We start from the raw sequence: 17,894 nt of genomic DNA, 5'->3' as shown, positions 1-17,894 counted from the left end.
GATACCATTATGCCATCGTTTGTCATTCGAGATATTCCTGAAGAGAAACTAACGGGCTTGAAAAAGCTCGCAGAGAAGAATCATCGCTCCCTGCAGCGACAACTCCATTGGGTTATTGATGCTGTTTTGGAGGGCCGCCTCGACAGTCCAGACGAGCCAGTTAGCAAGCGAGTTCCTCTCAAAGAAAGAATTCATATCATCGACCGCGATGGTCCTGCGACTTTGCCTCCGATAACTCGCGACGAAATCTATGGTGATGACGGAAGGTGAAACCGCTATCGCAGACGCGAATTTGTTCCTAGGTGCCTTTCAAGGAACACGGGCCAACCACGACGCCTGCCTCCATCTCATGGAGCAAGCAGAAGAAGGGCATTTCCGCCTCCTTGTGAGCAATCAAATTCTCAGGGAAGTTCTCGTCGTCTCCACAAGACCACGCGAAAATAACGGCTTAGGAGCTACCGTTGCCGAAGCCATCAAGAATCAAAATGTCATCCTCTCCATTTGTTTGCTCTTGCCCGAGGACGACGCCGTGGCAGAGACATTGCACGACCTCGTGGCCAAGTATGACCTCAAGGGAAAGCGCATTCACGATGCCAACATCGCGGCGACGGCTTTACGTCATGGCTTCACTAAAATCCTAACCGCCAACCCCAAGGACTTTGCCAAAATCTCCGAGATCGAAGTCGTTCCTATTCCCTCATTAGCATGACCTTCTACGGAATCAGACACCATGGGCCAGGCTGTGCGCGGAGCTTGCAGAAGGCCCTGCAGGCAGATCCACCGGACTTAATTCTGTTAGAGTCACCCGCCGAGACCGAAAGCCTCTTAGCCTCCGCCGCTCAGGAGGGCATGAAGCCGCCGGTCGCAATGTTGCTTTATCAAAGCGATGGACCGGAGAACGCCGCCTTCTATCCCTTCGCCCGCTTTTCGCCCGAATGGCAGGCCATACTTTGGGCTCTTAAAAACGAGGTCCCAATCCGTTGTTTTGACCTCCCCGCCGCCCACTCCTTGGCAGAGGAAGAACAAGAGGACGAAGCTAAAGATGACCACTCCGAGGAAGAAGAGGAAGAGGAAACTCCCCCCACCTCGGAATATCAAGACCCCTTCACCTGGATTGCCAAAGCCGATGGCTATGATGATGGCGAACGATGGTGGAACGACAAAGTCGAGGAGCGCGATTCCTCGCAGGACTTTTTCCAAGCCATCAACGAAGCAGTAGTGGCACTGCGGGAAGAACTGGCGCTACCGGAATCGGACCGCACCCTGCGCAGGGAAGCGTGGATGCGACGTTGCATGCGGCAGGCTGAAAAAGACGGCTTCCAAAACATCGCGGTGATTTGTGGAGCATGGCACGTTCCCGCCCTCCTGAACAAACCGAAGGTCTCCGAAGACAACGCACGGCTGAAGGGTCTCCCCAAGGTCAAAGTCGCCGCGACCTGGACCCCGTGGACCTTGGACCGTCTGACCACCCACAGCGGCTATGGCGCCGGAGTGCGGGCCCCGGGCTGGTATGACCACGTGTGGGCGAAACCAAAGCATCCCCACACCACTTGGTTGACCAAGGCAGCGCGCATTCTGCGCAAAAATGACCTCGAAGGCTCCTCCGCATCCATCATCGAAGCCACCCGCCTCTCCGAGTCCCTGGCCGGAATGCGCGGGCGTCCGCGCCCCGGTCTGGACGAAAGCATGGAGGCGATTCAAACCGTCTTTTGCCAAGGAGACGCCGCCCCTCTCTCCCTCCTGAGCCAACCGCTTTTAATCGGAAAAGCTCTAGGCACACTCCCCGAGGGGCTCTCGCAGTTGCCTCTACAAAAGGACATCGAGGCCACCCAAAAACGACTTCGGCTCAAGCCTACCGCCGGGGTGAAAGAGCAGACTCTCGATTTGCGGGAAGAATCGGGCCGCAAGAAGAGCGCGTTTCTCCATCGTCTACGCGCACTGAAAATCAACTGGGGCGAACCGCGCGACACACGGTCGAAAGGCACCTTCAAGGAACTCTGGATCCTTCAGTGGAAACCCGAGCTGCTTCTCGCCATCATCGATGCCTCTCCCTACGGCAACACCCTTGAGGTCGCGGCGGGTAATGCACTGGTGAAGACGGAGCCGGATCAGAGTCTCGATGACATCACGAGCAAGCTCGATCACTCTCTACTCGCGGTCCTGCCCCAGGCCACCGAAATTCTGCTCACCCAGCTGGATGCCGCAGCCGCCACCAGTCACAACACGCGCGAGTTGCTCACCGCCATTCCTGCGCTGGTGCGCATCGCCCGCTACGGCGATGTGCGCAAGACCGACACCTCCAAGGTCACCCTCATTCTCAAACACCTCACCACCCGACTGCACATCGAGCTGGCTGCCAGCGCGAGCGGACTGGATGACGAGGCCGGGCGCGAGTTCGCTGACCTACTACGCAATTATTCCGCCGCTCTTCTGACCCTCGACAAGGAAGAACTGTTAGAGGGATTCTATCAGGCTGCCAATCGCCTCTCCTTGCTCGAATCCGCCCAAGCGGAAGTCCGGGGAGTCGCAACCCGATTGCTGAGGGACGCCAACCGGATCGAAAGCGAAGAAGCAGCGCGACGCCTTTCCTTTGCGCTCTCCCGAGGAACCGATCCCCTTCCGGCCGCCAACTGGTTGCAAGGCTTTCTCGCGGGCTCGGGTTCGCTGCTCGTTCATGACCGTCCCCTGCTGGCGCTCATCCATGATTGGCTGAGCACCTTGAATGATGAGAATTTTCAAGAAAGCCTCCCCCTCCTCCGCCGCACCTTCGGGAGCTTCACCTCTCCAGAACGCTCGAAAATCGCGCAAACCCTCAAGAGCGGCGACCTCACCACCAGCGGTCCCCAAGTTTCTCAGAAGAAGTGGGACGTCAACGCCGAGCAAGCGGCCCCCGCTCTCCAGACAGTTTGCGAACTGTTAGAACTCCCCGCTCCCTCTTCCTCCACCCCAATTCCTTCCGAGCAAGTACGATGAACGACTCCGAACTCAAACGCTGGCGATTGCTGTTAGGCGAACCAGCAAATGACCTCTCGCCCAAGCTTTCCCAAGATGATCTGCGCATGGACCAGGCTCTGGAAGCGCTCTATGATCAGGATAGCGGTGGACGCGCGGGCGGCTTGGGAGCCTCCAACCCGAATGTCTCGCGGTGGTTGGGTGACATCCGTAAATACTTTCCCTCCAGCGTGGTGCAAGTGATGCAGAAGGACGCCATCGAACGGCTCAACCTGCAGCAGCTCTTGTTAGAACCCGAGATTCTCGCCGAGGCCGAGCCCGATATTCACCTCGTCTCCAGCCTGCTCTCGCTCAATCATCTCATTCCAGCGAAAACCCGCGAGACCGCGCGCGAAGTGGTGCGCAAGTTAGTCGAAGAATTGCTACGGAAGCTGGAGCAACCCACCCGCTCGGCAGTGCAAGGAGCCCTCGCCCGCCACCTGCGCAATCCACGCCCCAAGCTCAAGGAAATCGATTGGCCACGCACCATCAAGGCCAACCTGAAGACCTATCAGCCCGAATACAAAACCATCATTCCCGAGAAGCTGGTGGGCTTCGGGCGCAAACAGAGTTCGCTCAAAGACGTGGTCTTGTGCATCGACCAGAGCGGTTCCATGGCGGCCTCTATTATCTATTCCTCCATCTTCGGGGCCGTGATGGCGTCCCTTCCGGCGGTGTCGACCCGCTTCGTGCTCTTCGATACCGCGGTGGTGGATTTGACCGATGACTTGAAAGATCCTGTGGACCTGCTCTTTGGAACGCAACTGGGAGGCGGCACCGACATCAACAAAGCCATGCGCTATTGCGAGGACCACATCACCCGCCCCAGCGACACCACCTTCGTGCTGATTTCCGACTTGTTAGAAGGAGGAGACGCCCGCCCCATGCTAAAGACCGCTGCCCGCATGGTCGACGCCGGAGTGACAGTCATCGCCCTGCTCGCTCTCAGCGATGAGGGCAAACCCTGGTATTGCGAGAAAAACTCCGCAAGCTTCGCGGCCCTCGGCATTCCGGTCTTTGCCTGCACCCCCGATCAATTCCCCGACCTGATGGCGGCCGCTCTTTCCAAAAAGGATCTCCACCTTTGGGCCAAGCAATTCGGCATCCGCTTGCGCTAGGTTTCTACTTGGTCAAGGCCAAGAGAAAAGGACCGTCCCCTACGGGAAAATCTTTAGGGGCATCGACTTGCAGGGATTCGCTTTGCGCCAGCACCCATTGCCAAACCGCTCGAGCCTCGTCCTGCCCGCCGGGGTGGCCACGGTAGCAGATGATGGCGATCACTCCACCCGGTCGCAAAATCTCCCTCGCTGTCTGCAGGGCCCGCAAAGTCGTCCCCTCGGTGGTGATGACCGAGCGATCCGCATACGGCAGGTAACCCAGATTGAACATCACCGCTCCCACGCCACCGGAGACGTGTTCACCCATCGTCTCGTGCCCCTGGTGCACCAGCTGGCAGCGCTCCCGCACCCCTGCACGCTCCAGCCGTTTGTCCGTCTTTTTCAGAGCGGCCTCTTGCACGTCAAAGGCCAGCACCTTGCCGCTGGGGCCGACTGTCTCTGCGAGAAACACCGTGTCCCAGCCATTTCCCATCGTGGCGTCAATGGCAGTCTCGCCCTCCTCCAGCACGCGGGCGATCGCTTCCTTCGCTTGGTCGCTAATCGTCATCCGTTTATGTTAGAAAAGGAATGCAGGCTCAGCTCGGGCTCAATGCCTCGCCCATCCAGAATGTGCTCCACCAATTGCTTGGCCACCTTGGGCCCATAGAGACACCCCTTGGACCCGAGCCCGTTGAGGAGAAACTTTTTAGGGGCATCGGGATGTTCGCCCATGACGGGTTCACTGTTGCGCACGATGGGACGGACTCCCGCGACATGGTTTCGAATCTCGAAGGGCAGATCGGTAAACTCTCTCACGAGCGCCTCCAACTTGACCCGTCCAGCTTCGGTCGGCTCATTGGTGAGGTCGTCCCACTCATAAGTCGCCCCCACCCGATAACGGTCATTGCCGATGGGTATACTCCAGCCCCGGCGATTGAGAATTCGTTCTTCCTTCCAATCGGGAATTTCAACCTCGAGGATTTCCCCCTTCGCCAAGCGATTGGGCAGATAGGAAAACTCCCCTCCCTGCAGCCCCTTGGTTCCCTCACAAAAGATCTCCACCTCCGGACCGGGCGCGCCCAAGCCCTCTTCTTTGAAGAACGCGAGGGAGTCTGTTAGAAATCCCCGCACGTCCACCCAGCCGCCCCCTTGCCACTCCACCCCGCCGGACTCGCCGCCTTTCACATCGGTGAGAACGGAATAAACATCGCCAATCCACGGCTCCAATTCGGATTGCTTGGCCTCAAATTTTCTCCGTTCTTTTTCTCCCGCAAAGACCCGTAGAACGGGCACTTCTTTAAAATAATGACGACCTAGCATCGAGCCGGCATCGAGATAAAACTCGCGCATCTCCTCGAGAAACTCATCAATGCGCCAGCTGATATTCATCCCCTTTCCGGTTACGGGATTGACGAGCCCCGCAGCGGCCCAAGAGGCCCCGACCCCGCGTGCGCCCACATGGCGAAAGCTGATTCCACGCTGCCACAGATGCCAGCCGACAAAGACCCCGGCCAAGCCGCAGCCATGAATGGTGATTCCTTCCATCGCGCGCACGCTAGCGACCCCTTACTCGGGACGCACGCCTTCTTTATAGAGAAACTCGCGATACTCTTCCCACTCGGTATTGGCTGGGATATCGCGGTGCTCACTCGGGATGACGCGTGGTTTTCCTGCGGCGCGTTGCTCGGCATTTTTCTTCCAAGCGCCCTCGCCCCCCTTGCGCACCGCGTGATAGATGATGAGCCGGTCTTTCTTCGAGACCCCCGACTCTTCCATCCCCTCGAGGAAAATCTGGTCAGCCTCCTTGCGACTGGTGGTTTGCTCCCAGTAGAGATAATCATGCACCACCGCCGCCAACTGGTAGCGGCCAGTCTTTGGATAAATCGGCCAGAGGGGTCGCGGGATACTGGCAAAGTCTGTCACGAAACCTTCGGGAACCTCGTAGGTTACTCCGGTGCTGGCGCGGGTGTATTCCATCGGGCTAAAGACCATCCAGTGGTTGCCATCGATGAAAGGGATCAAAGGCACCGGCTTGATGGGTGCGCAGGCCGAGAGCAGCCAGGCTACGAAAAAAAGAGGTAGAAAAGGGAGAGTGCGTTTCATCTTCAGTGCGATTGTTGTCAGAATCTTACGACGAACTGAGACGGCGGACAAGCGGTAGAATATTCAGGAGATTTTACCCTTGCCGCGACAACAGCCGAGGCAACGGATCATCCAGCCTACTGCGACCACCAACCCGAGAACCGAAAACCAATCCCCCGCCCGGGCATAGAGAGTGGGGCCTCCGCGCTCGGGGATTTTCACCTTGGTCAAGATGCTACCCCGGACAAAGGGCTTCTCCTCCTCATCGAGCATCACCTGCTTTTTCCCCGTCTCATAATCGACGAGACTTCCCGTAGCCGAAACCGCTCCGGTGACTCCCCGGTTGGCCGCGCGGAGCATCGGGCGGCGGAGTTCGATGGCGCGGAAGAGGGCATTGTCAAAGTGTTGCTGCGACCCCTCGCTGGTTCCGAACCAGCCGTCGTTGGTGATGTTCACAATAACTTCGCGCTCGCCTTTGCTGAACTTGCGCGTCACGCGGGGCACGGTGTCTTCGAAGCAGATGGAAGGGATGATGTTCACCTCGCCACCCGCGCCCGGAAGAGTGAGGCCTTCACTCCCCACTCCCCGACCCAAGTTTCCTCCCCACGGGACCCCGGCCACTTTTTCATAGATGTCACCCAGCCATTTCACCGAGTCCACGAAGGGAATGAACTCGCCGTAGATCACGAGGTGTTGCTTGCGATGGGTTGCCAACTCACCCGCCGGATTGACTGACAACAAGGCATTATACTGGCTGCCATTTTCTTGCGTGGGACGCAGCCCCCCTTCAACGCGCTCTGCCTCGACTTCCCAAATTCCCGCCATCAGATTGCGGACCCCAGCTTCGCGCATGCGCTGGAGCGTCGAGCTGGAGGGCTCATAGAGAGCGAACTCGTCACCTCCGCCGTTGAGCAAAATTCCGTAGAGCACCACCTCAGGCCAGACCACCCAGTCCACTGACTCCAACTCGACTTCTCCCTCGGCTTCAGCGATGCGCTTTTCATTGCGGGCATCGACCTCGGCAAGGGCGCGTAGAGTCTCGCCTTCGTAGCCTTCATGAACTTCTTCGCCCGACCACTCGACATGCCCTGCGCTCTGGGGAATGTCCATTTGCACCAAGAGAACTCGCAAGGTATCACCTGCCGATCGATTGATGAAAACCGTGCGAAAAACTCCGTAGGTGAAGCAAACGACGAGGAGTAAAATCGCGACTGCAAAGTCCCAGTGCCGCTGCATTTTTCCCGCCTGCACTCCTTTGCCCAAGCGGACTCCCACCTGCACCATCACCCCCGCCAAGAATACAGGCAGAAAGGCCAAGCCCGTTACTCCTACTAGCTCCGCCCCCTGCGCCAGGGGTAGTCGATCATGAAAGGCCACTCCTAGACCGTTCCAGCCAAACCCCGTCAACATCCAGCCGCGAATCCATTCCAGCCCGCACCAGAATCCAGCATTGAGAGCCGCAAAGCCGAGCGAACGAAGAGCTTCCGCCATGCGGGTTCCATCGGGTCTTTCTTTGCGAAAAGGGTTCCCGGCCGAGGAAACGAACAATCCGAAGAAGGCAAAATACAGTGCGAGATAGGCGGCTAGGATCAGATAAGTGCCCCCAGTCACGGTCGCCAACCATTTCAAGTTGATGGACCAAAAGGCCAGCCCCGCCAGCCAGCCGAGAAAAAATCCTTTGCGGCGGGGACGACGCTCGCCCTTTCCCAACCAAAAAGCCGCCATCCAGAGCACTGGAGCGAGCCAAACGAGATCGGCCCAATTGAAGGGAGCAAAGCAAAGCGCAAGAAGCCCTCCCCCAAAAAGCGCGAGGAGGAAAGGCCACAGAACAGTTAGAATTTTTCGCATAACGAGAAGCCGGAAGCTAACGCCTCACCCACGAACACCAAAGCCAAATTCAGGTCGATGTTGATGGCCATGAAAGAGTCGCCCATCCAATCCCCTAAGCGCCACCGGTAGGGCTGTTTTTTCAAAAAGACCCGACCGGAGCATGGACATTCCTGTCCATGAGCAGTGCCTCGGTGAGTCAGAGGCTTCGTCGGGACGTGTCCGATGTCGACGATTCGTCGCGGACGGACCGTCCCAGGGACAGAAATGTCCCGGCTCCGTCGGTAGGGCTGTTTTGCCAAAACAGCCGCGAATGTTAGGGGAAGGTCCCCAGGCCTCCGGCCCTTCGTCCGCGAGAGAACCTTTCGAACTCGCCTGAACTCTCGCGGTCCTTTTATCAAAAGGACTCAACCGGTGGAGGCGAAGAGCGCGGGGTGGGGTCTTTGGTATTTGGGCGGCTGCACTCCTTGAATCCCAGCCCCACACGTTCGAGCAAACAAGCTTTGCTCTTCCCGGGCGGGTGAGAGAACGAACCCATCCACCTCAAAGCGGCAGCAAGCGGCACGCACTCCAGAAGGTCGCTCAGCGTTGGACCGCGAGTGCCCCCACTCGCCCCACCGAACCGTCTCTTCGAATCATGATTCTGCAACGAGTTGTCTGAGAATCGGGCGGTAGTGCTGTTTTGCCAAAACAGCCGCGAATATTCGGGGAAGGTCCCCAGGGCTCCGGCCCTTCGTCCGCGAGAGAACCTTTCGAACTCGCCTGAACTCTCGCGGTCCTTTTATCAAAAGGACCCTACCGGTGGGGGTGAAGGATGCGGAGTGGGGCTTTGACTGTTTGATGGGGTGCACTCTTTGAATCGCAGTCCCAAAAGGTCGAGCAAGCAAGCTTTGCTCTTCCCGGGCGGGTGAGAGAACGAACCCATCCACCCCAAAGCGGCAGCAAGCGGGACGCACTCCAGAAGATCGCTCAGCATTGGACCGCGAGTGCCCCCACTCGCCCCACCGAACCGTCTCTTCGAATCATGATTCTGCCAACGAGTTGTCTGAGAATCGGGCGGTAGGGCTGTTTTGCCAAAACAGCCGCGAATGTTCGGGGAAGGTCCCCAGGCCTTCGGCCGTTGTCCGCGGGTGAACCATTCGAGTAACTCAGACCATTCGCGGTCCTTTTATCAAAAGGACCCTACCGGTGGGGGGTGAAGGATACGGAGTGGGGCTTTGGCTGTTTGGTTGGTTGCGCTCTTTGAATCGCAGCCCCACAAGTTCGAGCAAGCAAGCTTTACTCTTCCCGGGCGGGTGAGAGAACGAACCTATCCACCCCAAAGCGGCAGCAAGCGGCACGCACTCCAGAAGAGCGCTCAGCGTTGGACCGCGAGTGCCCCCACTCGCCCCACCGAACCGTCTCTTCGAATCATGATTCTGCCAACGAGTTGTCTGAGAATCGGGCGGTAGGGCTGTTTTGACAAAACAGCCGCGAATGTTCGGGGAAGGTCCCCAGGCCTCCGGCTGTTGTCTGCAAGATGGCCATGCGAACGGCTCCGAACACTCGCGGTCCTTTTGTCAAAAGGACCCTACCGTGCGATTCGCTTGTTTCCTAAACCCAGGCTGAACATCGAGACTTTGCAAAAATCTAGGCCCTCTGCTAGATACTGGCATGATTCAACTCGATCCCGAGGAAATCTTTGGCAGTGCAATTGGAGAGGCTGTTCGGAGGGGGCTGACCCTCTTTCTTTGCCTCTATCTCGGCAGCGCGCTGGCTTTGGCGGGCAGCTTGGCCTTCGGGACTCTTGTCAGCGTTTTCACCTCGGGATTCACCTCCTTCCCTTCCTATGACTTTGGGGCTTCGCTGTTTATACTGCCCTTCTGGAGCTTCGCCTCGATCTTTGGTTTTCTCACGCTGGCCAATGGTATTGTCGCCGCGACCTATTACTTCCGCACGGAGGAGACCACTCGAAAGCGCTTTGTCCAATTCACGACCATTCAACAGGTCTCCCTCGCCGGCGCCTTCGCGGAATACGCACTGAGCTATAGTCCGTCTTTTCTCGAGGTCTTGGGAATCGTCGGAGGCGGGCTCGTTTTCCAAGGATTCGCCTGGGGACTCTTCTACTTCGCCCTCAGTTTCATCAAAAACAAGCAGCGCATCAGCCACGAGGAACACCTCATGGCCGTTGCGGCCGAGAATGCGGTTTGGCGGCAAAAAGTGGAGTCCATGGAACATATTCCCGCCCCACCATCTGGCCCGGAAGCCCCCAAACCGCGCCCCTTGCGGCCGGAGTCGTGAAAGAACCGCTACTCAGGCGAACTCAATTTCCTCTGGCCAACTAATTAAGATTCCTTAATAATCGCCGCGATTCATGCCTGAGAGTCCCCCTTCCCCCTCACGTCGCCGTTGGATGGAATCTGCCGCCCTGCTCGCTGTCGGCTCCGCTTTTTCGGCCAAAGCAATCTCGAACCTACCCTGGCCAAATCCTTCCAAAGTCACTGTCGTTCAGACTCCCCCGCCCCCCACTCCGGCCGAGCAACTGGTCATCGACACCCCGCCACCGGCAGCCCCCGCGAGACCGACGGGACCTCCGACCTACGAGGACTTCATCGCCTCTTTCGCCCTCCGGCACATTCGCCCCCACGAGCTCATCAATCCCCATCGACAAACCACTCGCGGGGTCAAAAACTCCCTTCCTCCGCAACATCTTTGGAGCAAGATGCCGGCATCTCTTTTCGTCGCTGACGAGATTCGCGAACGCTTGGGACGCCCCCTCAATCTCATCACTTCAGCCTATCGCAGCCCAGCCTACAACAAGGCCTGCGGCGGAGCCTCGAAGTCCTGGCACACCCAGAATACAGCGCTCGACCTCGTCTACGAGGGAGGTCCGAAAGAGGCCTATGCCATTGCCTGCCAATTGCGTGACGAGGGATTCTTTCGGGGAGGAATCGGACTCTACCGCACCTTCATCCACATCGACACCCGGGGCAAAAACGCGACTTGGCGCGGGTGACCCAGCCCGTGACTTGAAGAGGCGATAGAAGAAGACGGCAGGCGACGTTTTATGGGTTGCCCATGCCCTCCTTGTCCTCCATTTCCCTCGGCTGTCTTGCAGCTGGCTCCATTGCGCTCTCTGCCAACGAGTTGTTCGATGCCGCGCGTCCGATTTTGGAACAAAACTGCTTGGAATGCCACCATGCCGACGAGGGCAAAGGCGGCCTGAAGCTCCACACTCACGACGACTTTTTGCTCGGTGGGGATGAAGAACTCGCCTTCGACGAAAAGTCACCCAAGGACTCCGAGCTCCTCCGACGCGTTCGCCTGCCGGAAGATCACGAGGAATTCATGCCACCCTCATCGGAAAAAGTTTCGCGCGAGGCCCTGACTCCCGAGGAGATGGATACTTTGGAAAAATGGCTGCTCGCAGGCGCGCCATGGCCGAAAGATGTCATTCTGGTGCCCAAGGAAAAAACCGCACCCTTGGAAAATCCCGACGAGCCCGACCCCCTCCTCGCGGGAATCGAGGTCTTCCCTTCCCGCGTTTCTCTCGAAACCGCCTCTGACTACCACCGCCTTGTTATTCTCGCTACCGCAAAGGACGCCTCCACGCGGGATGTCAGCGCCTCGGTCAAAATCTCGCTGGCCGACCCCAAGCTCGCGCGTGTCGAGGGCACCACGCTGCATCCGCTGGCTGATGGCGAAACCACCATCCGGGTCGATTTTCGCGGAAAGAGTCGCGAAATCCCGCTCGTGGTTAAAGACGCCACCCGCGAGCGCACGGTCTCTTTTCAACAAGACATCGTGCCCATCTTCACCGCTGCTGGCTGCAATACCGGTTCGTGCCATGGCTCCGCCCGGGGACAGGACGGCTTCATGCTCTCGCTCTTTGGCTACGATCCCGAGGGCGACTACGACCGCATCACACGCGAACAGCTGGGTCGACGCATCAACCTCGCCCTCCCCTCGGAATCTCTGCTGCTAACCAAATCTATCGGCGAGGTTCCCCACACCGGTGGAAAGCTCTTTGATAAGAAGCATCCCTTCTACGCCACCATGCTTCGCTGGCTGGAAGACGGAGCCAACTACGATCCCGAGGACATTCCTCTCCCCATCGGGATTACGGTGGAGCCCGCCGAGACCGTATTGAAAGGCCCCCGCCAGCGCATCCAACAGACCGTGCGCGCCGAATACGCGGACGGAACGGACCGCGATGTCACCACCCTTTCCAGCTTCACAAGCTCCAACGACAGCTCCGTGAAGGTCAATCCCAACAACGGCAAAGCGACCTCCGGCCAGCGCGGCGAGGCCTTCCTCATGGCCCGCTTTCACACCTTTACCGAAGGCACCCAGAACATCGTGATTCCCGCCGAGGCCAAGTACGAGAAACCTAGTATTTCCCCGAACAACTACATCGACGAGCACGTGCACGCCAAGCTGCACAAACTGCGCATGATTCCATCGGAGCTAGCCGATGATGAAACCTTTGTCCGGCGCATCTACCTCGACCTGATCGGCCTCCTGCCCACCCCGGAGGAACGCGCGGAGTTTCTAGCAGACACCAATCCCGACAAGCGCGCCCAGCTCATCGACTCTTTGCTGGAGCGCAAGGAGTTCACCGAGATCTGGGTCATGAAATGGGCCGAACTTCTCCAGATTCGCTCCACCGGCAACAACGCCAACCAGGTCACCTACAAGGCTGCTACCCTCTGGTATGAATGGCTGCGCGAAAAGGTCGCCAGCGGGGTTCCCTTTGACCAGATCGTGCGTGAATTGCTGGCCACCCGCGGCGGCACTCTCACCGAGCCCCAGACCAACTACTACAAGCTGGAACAAGATATTAAAAAGGTCACCGAGAACGTGGCGCAGGTCTTTCTGGGCACCCGAATCCAGTGCGCCCAGTGTCACAACCACCCCTTCGATCGCTGGACTATGGACGACTACTATGGCTTCGCCAGCTTCTTCGCCCAAGTCAAACGCAAGCGCGCCGAAGACCCTCATGAGCAAATCGTCTACGACGCCAACGGCGAGATCCAACATCCTCTCACCAAGAAGAACGCCATCCCGACCTTCCTCGGCGGCGAACCTCTCGGCGAGAGCGACCAAACCCGCCGCGAGGCTATGGCGGAATGGCTGACCTCACCCGAGAACCCTTGGTTTGCCGGAAATATCTCCAACATCGTTTGGTCTCACTTCTTTGGCATCGGCATCGTCAATCCGGTGGACGACGCGCGCATCTCCAACCCTCCTTCCAACCCCGCCCTCCTCGCATCTTTGGGTGACAAGTTGGTGAAATACAACTTCGACATCAAGAGACTGGTGCGCGACATCTGCAACTCCCGCACCTATCAGCTCTCCACTATCCCGAACGAAACCAATGCGCTGGACGAAACCAATTTTTCCAAATCCCGCGTGCGAAGACTCCGGGCCGAGGTCCTCCTCGACGTTCTTGCCCAGGTCACTGACACTCCCAACAAGTTCAAAGGTCTCCCTCTGGGCGCGCGGGCGGTGCAAATTGCCGACGGTCAAACTTCCAATTACTTTCTCACCACCTTCGGTCGCGCCACCCGCGCCACGGTCTGCTCCTGTGAAGTGGTGGTGGAACCCAATCTGTCGCAGGCCCTCCACCTGCTGAATGGGGAATCAACGCACACCCGGATCTATCGCGGAAAGGTCGTCAACGCGCTCAAGGAAAAGAACAAGGGCAACGCCGAACAGATCATCACCGACCTCTATCTGCGGACTCTTTCCCGCGAGCCCAACTCCGCCGAGTTGCAGCACCTTTTCGCCACCTTCAAGGAGACGCCCGACGACATTCGGGGCGAGTTCTACCCCGACCTCTTTTGGGCCCTCCTCAACTCCAAGGAGTTCATCTTCAACCACTAGAAATCTAGTAGCGACATGAAAAACCTTTTCCGCATCTCCCTCCTGCTTGCCTTCCCCCTGAGAGCTCAGGAAAAGATCACCTACGAGGATCACATCTATCCCATCTTCGAGCAGTCCTGCCTGAACTGCCACAATCCGGATAAAAAGAAAGGAGACCTCGACCTCTCCTCTTATCCCGCCCTCATGACGGGTGGTTCCGGTGGAAAAGTGGTCGTCCCGGGCGACGGAGGCTCCTCCAAGCTCTACACCGTCACCACTGGAACCGAGGAGCCGGTGATGCCTCCGGAGGGAAGCAAGATTAATAAGAAGGACGCCGACCTGATTCGAGCGTGGATCGATGGCGGCGTCCTGGAAACCAAAGACTCTTCCGCTAAGAAGGCCGACAAGCCCAAGTTCGACCTCGCCATCGACACCTCTGCGGGCAAACCGGAAGGCCCGCCCCCCATGCCGGAGGACGTCTCGCTCGACCCCGCCTTTGTCGCGCCCCAAGCTGGCTTGGTGAAAGCGATGGCCGCTTCTCCTTGGGCTCCTTTGCTCGCCATCACCGGTCAGAAACAAATTCTTCTCTACCACAGCGAAACCTTCCGCTTCCTCGGAAGCCTCCCCTTCCCCAAGGGTCAGCCCGAGTCCCTCACCTTTCACCCCTCGGGCAAATACCTGCTCGCTTCGGGCGGAATCGCGGGCAAGTCGGGCTACGCCATCGCGTGGGACATCACCACTGGGAAAGAACTTTTCACGGCCGGTCGCGAGTTCGACTCCGTGCTCGCCGCAGCCCTCACCCCGGACCTGTCCACCGTGGCTATGGGTGGGCCATCGCGGCTGCTGAAGATCTGGAACACCCGCGAGAACCAGCAAAGTCATTCCATCAAAAAACACACCGACTGGATCACTGCCGTGGCGGCCTCTCCGGATGGAAAATTTTTCGCCAGCGGCGACCGCAATGGCGGCATTCATGTCTGGGACTTGGCGGGGAACGAAATTCACGCTTTGCGCGATCATCAGGCAGACGTCACCGCGCTCGCCTTCCGCTCTGACTCCAAGCTCTTGGCCAGCACCGGCGAGGACGGACAACTCTTCATCTGGGATATGAAAAAGGGTTCGGCGGCAAAGAAAATCAACGCCCACCCTGGCGGAGCCACCGCGCTCTTCTATCATCGCGACGGACACATCGTGACCGCCGGACGAGACCGCGTGGTCAAGGTCTTCAAGCCCGACTTCGGCGAGAAGATCGCTTTCCGCAATTTGCCTGAGCTGGTGACCGCGACGGCCCTCTCCGAGGATGGGAAGCACGTATTCACCGCCGACTACAATGGCGCGGTCTTTGCCTACGAGATTTCTAGTAATAAGGCACCGATTGCGTCCTTGGAGTCCAATCCCCCCACCCTCGAAAGTCGCCTGGCCTACCTGCGCAAGCAAATCTCTCAGCAGAGCCAAAAGGTCGAACAAGCCAAGAAAGCCTTCACCACAGCAGAGAACGCGCGAAATCAGCTGGCCCAACGCATCAAGGGAACAAAAGACGCGCTGAAGAAGAATGAAGACTCCCTGGCCAAGCTCAAACGAGACCTCCAATCCCAAGAAAAGAAACTGCAACAGGTTTCCAAAAAGCTTTCCGAAGCTCAGACGCCGCTCGAAAACGTCCGCAAGGAGAAGAAGAGCTTGGAAGAGGCCCAAGTCACCCTGCAGCAGAAGCTTGAGAGTCTGAAAAAGGAGAGCAAGGATTTGGCGGAAATCACCGAGCAGCAACAGGAGCTCTCCCAAAAAATCAAATCTCTCTCCCAGAAGGAAAGCAAGGAGACCAAAAAGTTTCAGGAACTGGAGACCCAGCGGAACAAGCTCAACAACTCGCTCAAAGGTCTCCGACGTCAGTATCAGGAGATTGGCGGCTTGGTCAAAGCGGGCAAGGAATCGCTGACCCCGCTGGAAAAACAGCTGCCGGAACTCGCGGAGAAAGTCGAGGCCCCCAAAAAGGCTCTGGAGCAACTCACTCAAGAAGAGAAGAAAATTCGCGAGGACCTCGCCTATTGGGAAGCGGCCCGTTAGAATGCGCGTTGCGTGTTTGGAAACTCTTTTGTCACAAAGGTTTCCTGCAATCACGGGAACAGGAGTCAACAACCCGAAAAAGTCGCCCTTTGGCAGAATCCCGACTCGGCACGGACGCTGCATTGGTTTTGACTACCGCCAACATGAAGCCCGTCACAATGCGCCGCACGCGCCTACTCGCCACCCTGGGACCTGCCTCCGATAGCGATGAAACCATCGAAGCGCTGCTCGATGCGGGTGCCGACTGCTTTCGTATCAATATGTCCCACGCCAAGCACGAAGTCGCCCGCGACACCGTGCGACGGATTCGCCGCATTGCTGTCGGGCGCGAGTATCCAGTGGGAATCCTGTTCGACCTCACTGGCCCGTCCATTCGCACCGGCACCCTGGAGACACCCTATCAGCTGGAAAAAGACGACCGGGTGGAATTCCGCACGGAAGACGCAGAAGCGACTTTGCCTATCTCGACCACCGTCAATTACGGTGGTCTTCTTGAGGATGTGAAAGTCGGCAACACCCTGATTGTGGACAACGGCACCCTCATCATGAAGGTCGAGTCCATTGCGGACAACCACCTCGTCGCAGTAAACAACACTCCCGGCGAACTGGGCTCCCGACGCCACATCAATCTTCCCGGCACACGCTTGAACCTTCCAGCCATGACCGAGAAGGATCGCAAGGACCTCGACCTCGCGGTGGAGTGTCAGGCGGACTTTGTAGCAGGATCGTTCGTGCGCGACGCGGGTCACGTCCGTGAACTGCGGGCCGCGATTCAGAAGCTGGGTGGACACGCACAGATTGTCTCCAAGCTCGAAGACCAGGAAGCCATTCGTAATCTGGACTCCATCATCGAAGCCTCCGACATCATCATGGTCGCTCGGGGTGACCTCGGCATCGAAGTTCACATCGAAGAGCTGCCCATTCTCCAACGCAAGATCGTCAAGCGTTGTCAGGAGCAAGGCAAGCGCGTGATCGTAGCCACCCACATGCTGGAGTCCATGATCTCCAACCCCACCCCCACCCGGGCGGAAGTCACCGACGTGGCCAATGCGGTCTTCGAAGAAGCGGACGTGCTCATGGTTTCCGGCGAAACCTCGATCGGCAAATATCCCGTGGAGTGTCTCGAGGTTCTCAACCGGGTTGCCCGGCGTATCGAGCGGTCGGGAGGTTTGGGCTTTGCGAAGAACTCGACCTTACAAACCGATAAACAGAAAACGATCCGCTCGGCGGTGCAATTGGCGGACTCCATGCCCGGAGCCATCATGGCGGTCTTCACCCGTTCGGGGGCAACCGCCCACTACACCGCTCTCATGCGCCCTCGCTCCCCCATCTTTGCCTTTACTCCCAATGAGCAAGTTCGTCGTTTTCTCACCCTTTCGCGCGGAGTGCGCTCCTTCTGCATCGACTTCGAGAACATGCCCCGGCTCACCATTGCCAAGGGAATCGAGACTCTACGTCAAGAGCGCGACATCACTCCGGGGACTCCGGTCATCGTGGTGTCCGACACCTTGCAAGACGACCGTGCAGTCAATACCATCCTCCTCGAACACGCCTAAACAATGGCTGAGAATCTGGAAAAAATTCCCCGCGAACGCGAAGTCTCCCCATGTCCCTGCAAGCGGGAGAAGAGCTATGCGGAATGCTGCATGCCCTTCCACTATGGGCGCGCCAAACCCGAGACTGCCGAGCAATTGATGCGCTCGCGCTACACCGCCTACTTCTTTCGCCTCGTCGATTATCTGGTGGCGACCACCCATCCCGACAAGCGCATCAAGAACCAAGCCCAAGAGTTGGATAAAACCATCTGGAACCCCAGTTGGCGCAAGCTGACCATCGTGGGGAGCTCCAAGGGCGGTAAGGAAGACAAGACTGGCAAGGTGGAGTTCATCGCCAAATATTCACTCGACGGCCAAGACTACGAACTTCACGAAAAGTCCCGGTTTCGTCGCTACAAGGGGAAGTGGATGTATTACGACGAGAAGGGTTAGTCTG

The 17,894-nt window shown here is 58.0% G+C and carries 14 protein-coding genes; 10 read left to right on the top strand and 4 right to left on the bottom strand.

From position 1 onward, the window contains the following. Positions 1–9 precede the first annotated feature (9 nt). Genes IE099_RS17485 through IE099_RS17470 form a run of 4 tightly spaced genes read left to right on the top strand, consistent with a single transcriptional unit; the run spans position 10 to position 4,109 of the window. Positions 10–270: a hypothetical protein gene (locus tag IE099_RS17485; protein ID WP_189572885.1), complete on the top strand. Its 261-nt coding sequence runs from the start codon at positions 10–12 to the stop codon at positions 268–270. Beyond that, positions 257–709 (top strand): type II toxin-antitoxin system VapC family toxin, encoded by a 453-nt coding sequence (locus tag IE099_RS17480; RefSeq protein ID WP_189572882.1) that lies wholly within the window; start codon positions 257–259, stop codon positions 707–709. Before IE099_RS17485 ends, IE099_RS17480 begins: the two co-directional genes overlap by 14 nt. After that, positions 706–2,973 (top strand): DUF5682 family protein, encoded by a 2,268-nt coding sequence (locus IE099_RS17475; RefSeq protein ID WP_189572879.1) that lies wholly within the window; start codon positions 706–708, stop codon positions 2,971–2,973. Before IE099_RS17480 ends, IE099_RS17475 begins: the two co-directional genes overlap by 4 nt. Then, positions 2,970–4,109, top strand: a complete 1,140-nt coding sequence (locus IE099_RS17470; RefSeq protein ID WP_189572876.1) for a VWA domain-containing protein — start codon at positions 2,970–2,972, stop codon at positions 4,107–4,109. Before IE099_RS17475 ends, IE099_RS17470 begins: the two co-directional genes overlap by 4 nt. 4 nt (positions 4,110–4,113) lie before the next feature. On the opposite strand, the gene mnmM is transcribed toward IE099_RS17470, so the two are convergent. The 4 genes from mnmM to lnt all read right to left on the bottom strand — a co-directional run bounded on the left by mnmM (position 4,114) and on the right by lnt (position 8,018). Then, complete coding sequence (mnmM, locus tag IE099_RS17465) at positions 4,114–4,656, bottom strand: tRNA 5-(aminomethyl)-2-thiouridylate-methyltransferase MnmM (protein ID WP_189572873.1); 543 nt, start codon at positions 4,654–4,656, stop codon at positions 4,114–4,116. Beyond that, entirely contained in the window at positions 4,653–5,633 is a 981-nt protein-coding gene (locus IE099_RS17460; RefSeq protein WP_194598403.1) for an NAD(P)/FAD-dependent oxidoreductase, read from the bottom strand. The genes mnmM and IE099_RS17460 overlap by 4 nt, the downstream gene beginning before the upstream one ends. A gap of 21 nt (positions 5,634–5,654) precedes the next feature. Beyond that, complete coding sequence (locus IE099_RS17455; protein WP_189572866.1) at positions 5,655–6,191, bottom strand: DUF1353 domain-containing protein; 537 nt, start codon at positions 6,189–6,191, stop codon at positions 5,655–5,657. A gap of 63 nt (positions 6,192–6,254) precedes the next feature. Beyond that, complete coding sequence (gene lnt / locus IE099_RS17450; protein ID WP_189572863.1) at positions 6,255–8,018, bottom strand: apolipoprotein N-acyltransferase; 1,764 nt, start codon at positions 8,016–8,018, stop codon at positions 6,255–6,257. Between the two features lie 1,632 nt (positions 8,019–9,650). Between lnt and IE099_RS17445 the strand changes: the two genes are divergently transcribed. From IE099_RS17445 to IE099_RS17420, 6 genes are all read left to right on the top strand, one after another. Next, a complete protein-coding gene (locus IE099_RS17445) occupies positions 9,651–10,277 on the top strand; it encodes a hypothetical protein (RefSeq protein WP_189572860.1) in 627 nt (208 codons plus the stop codon). A gap of 73 nt (positions 10,278–10,350) precedes the next feature. Then, entirely contained in the window at positions 10,351–10,992 is a 642-nt protein-coding gene (locus IE099_RS17440) for a YcbK family protein (RefSeq protein WP_189572857.1), read from the top strand. 62 nt (positions 10,993–11,054) lie between these two features. Then, the gene (locus tag IE099_RS17435; RefSeq protein WP_189572854.1) at positions 11,055–13,862 is read left to right on the top strand and encodes a PSD1 and planctomycete cytochrome C domain-containing protein; all 2,808 of its coding nucleotides are present in this window, start codon (positions 11,055–11,057) and stop codon (positions 13,860–13,862) included. A gap of 15 nt (positions 13,863–13,877) precedes the next feature. Further along, complete coding sequence (locus tag IE099_RS17430) at positions 13,878–15,902, top strand: c-type cytochrome domain-containing protein (RefSeq protein WP_189572851.1); 2,025 nt, start codon at positions 13,878–13,880, stop codon at positions 15,900–15,902. A gap of 143 nt (positions 15,903–16,045) precedes the next feature. Further along, positions 16,046–17,458 carry a pyruvate kinase gene (gene pyk / locus IE099_RS17425; RefSeq protein ID WP_229809573.1) on the top strand — a complete coding sequence of 471 codons (1,413 nt, stop codon included), beginning with the start codon at positions 16,046–16,048 and terminating at the stop codon, positions 17,456–17,458. Between the two features lie 3 nt (positions 17,459–17,461). Beyond that, positions 17,462–17,890 carry a YchJ family protein gene (locus IE099_RS17420; protein ID WP_189572848.1) on the top strand — a complete coding sequence of 143 codons (429 nt, stop codon included), beginning with the start codon at positions 17,462–17,464 and terminating at the stop codon, positions 17,888–17,890. Positions 17,891–17,894 lie beyond the last annotated feature (4 nt).

This window comes from Roseibacillus persicicus, from assembly GCF_014651675.1.
Lineage (GTDB): Bacteria > Verrucomicrobiota > Verrucomicrobiia > Verrucomicrobiales > Akkermansiaceae > Roseibacillus > Roseibacillus persicicus.
This window is presented reverse-complemented; position numbering and strand designations above follow the sequence as displayed.

Bases quoted from the DNA above. Each gene is read 5' to 3' on its own strand.
- IE099_RS17485 (WP_189572885.1), top strand. From the start codon at position 10: ATGCCATCGTTTGTCATTCGAGATATTCCTGAAGAGAAACTAACGGGC.
- IE099_RS17480 (WP_189572882.1), top strand. From the start codon at position 257: ATGACGGAAGGTGAAACCGCTATCGCAGACGCGAATTTGTTCCTAGGT.
- IE099_RS17475 (WP_189572879.1), top strand. From the start codon at position 706: ATGACCTTCTACGGAATCAGACACCATGGGCCAGGCTGTGCGCGGAGC.
- IE099_RS17470 (WP_189572876.1), top strand. From the start codon at position 2,970: ATGAACGACTCCGAACTCAAACGCTGGCGATTGCTGTTAGGCGAACCA.
- mnmM (WP_189572873.1), bottom strand. From the start codon at position 4,656: ATGACGATTAGCGACCAAGCGAAGGAAGCGATCGCCCGCGTGCTGGAG.
- IE099_RS17460 (WP_194598403.1), bottom strand. From the start codon at position 5,633: ATGGAAGGAATCACCATTCATGGCTGCGGCTTGGCCGGGGTCTTTGTC.
- IE099_RS17455 (WP_189572866.1), bottom strand. From the start codon at position 6,191: ATGAAACGCACTCTCCCTTTTCTACCTCTTTTTTTCGTAGCCTGGCTG.
- lnt (WP_189572863.1), bottom strand. From the start codon at position 8,018: ATGCGAAAAATTCTAACTGTTCTGTGGCCTTTCCTCCTCGCGCTTTTT.
- IE099_RS17445 (WP_189572860.1), top strand. From the start codon at position 9,651: ATGATTCAACTCGATCCCGAGGAAATCTTTGGCAGTGCAATTGGAGAG.
- IE099_RS17440 (WP_189572857.1), top strand. From the start codon at position 10,351: ATGCCTGAGAGTCCCCCTTCCCCCTCACGTCGCCGTTGGATGGAATCT.
- IE099_RS17435 (WP_189572854.1), top strand. From the start codon at position 11,055: ATGCCCTCCTTGTCCTCCATTTCCCTCGGCTGTCTTGCAGCTGGCTCC.
- IE099_RS17430 (WP_189572851.1), top strand. From the start codon at position 13,878: ATGAAAAACCTTTTCCGCATCTCCCTCCTGCTTGCCTTCCCCCTGAGA.
- pyk (WP_229809573.1), top strand. From the start codon at position 16,046: ATGAAGCCCGTCACAATGCGCCGCACGCGCCTACTCGCCACCCTGGGA.
- IE099_RS17420 (WP_189572848.1), top strand. From the start codon at position 17,462: ATGGCTGAGAATCTGGAAAAAATTCCCCGCGAACGCGAAGTCTCCCCA.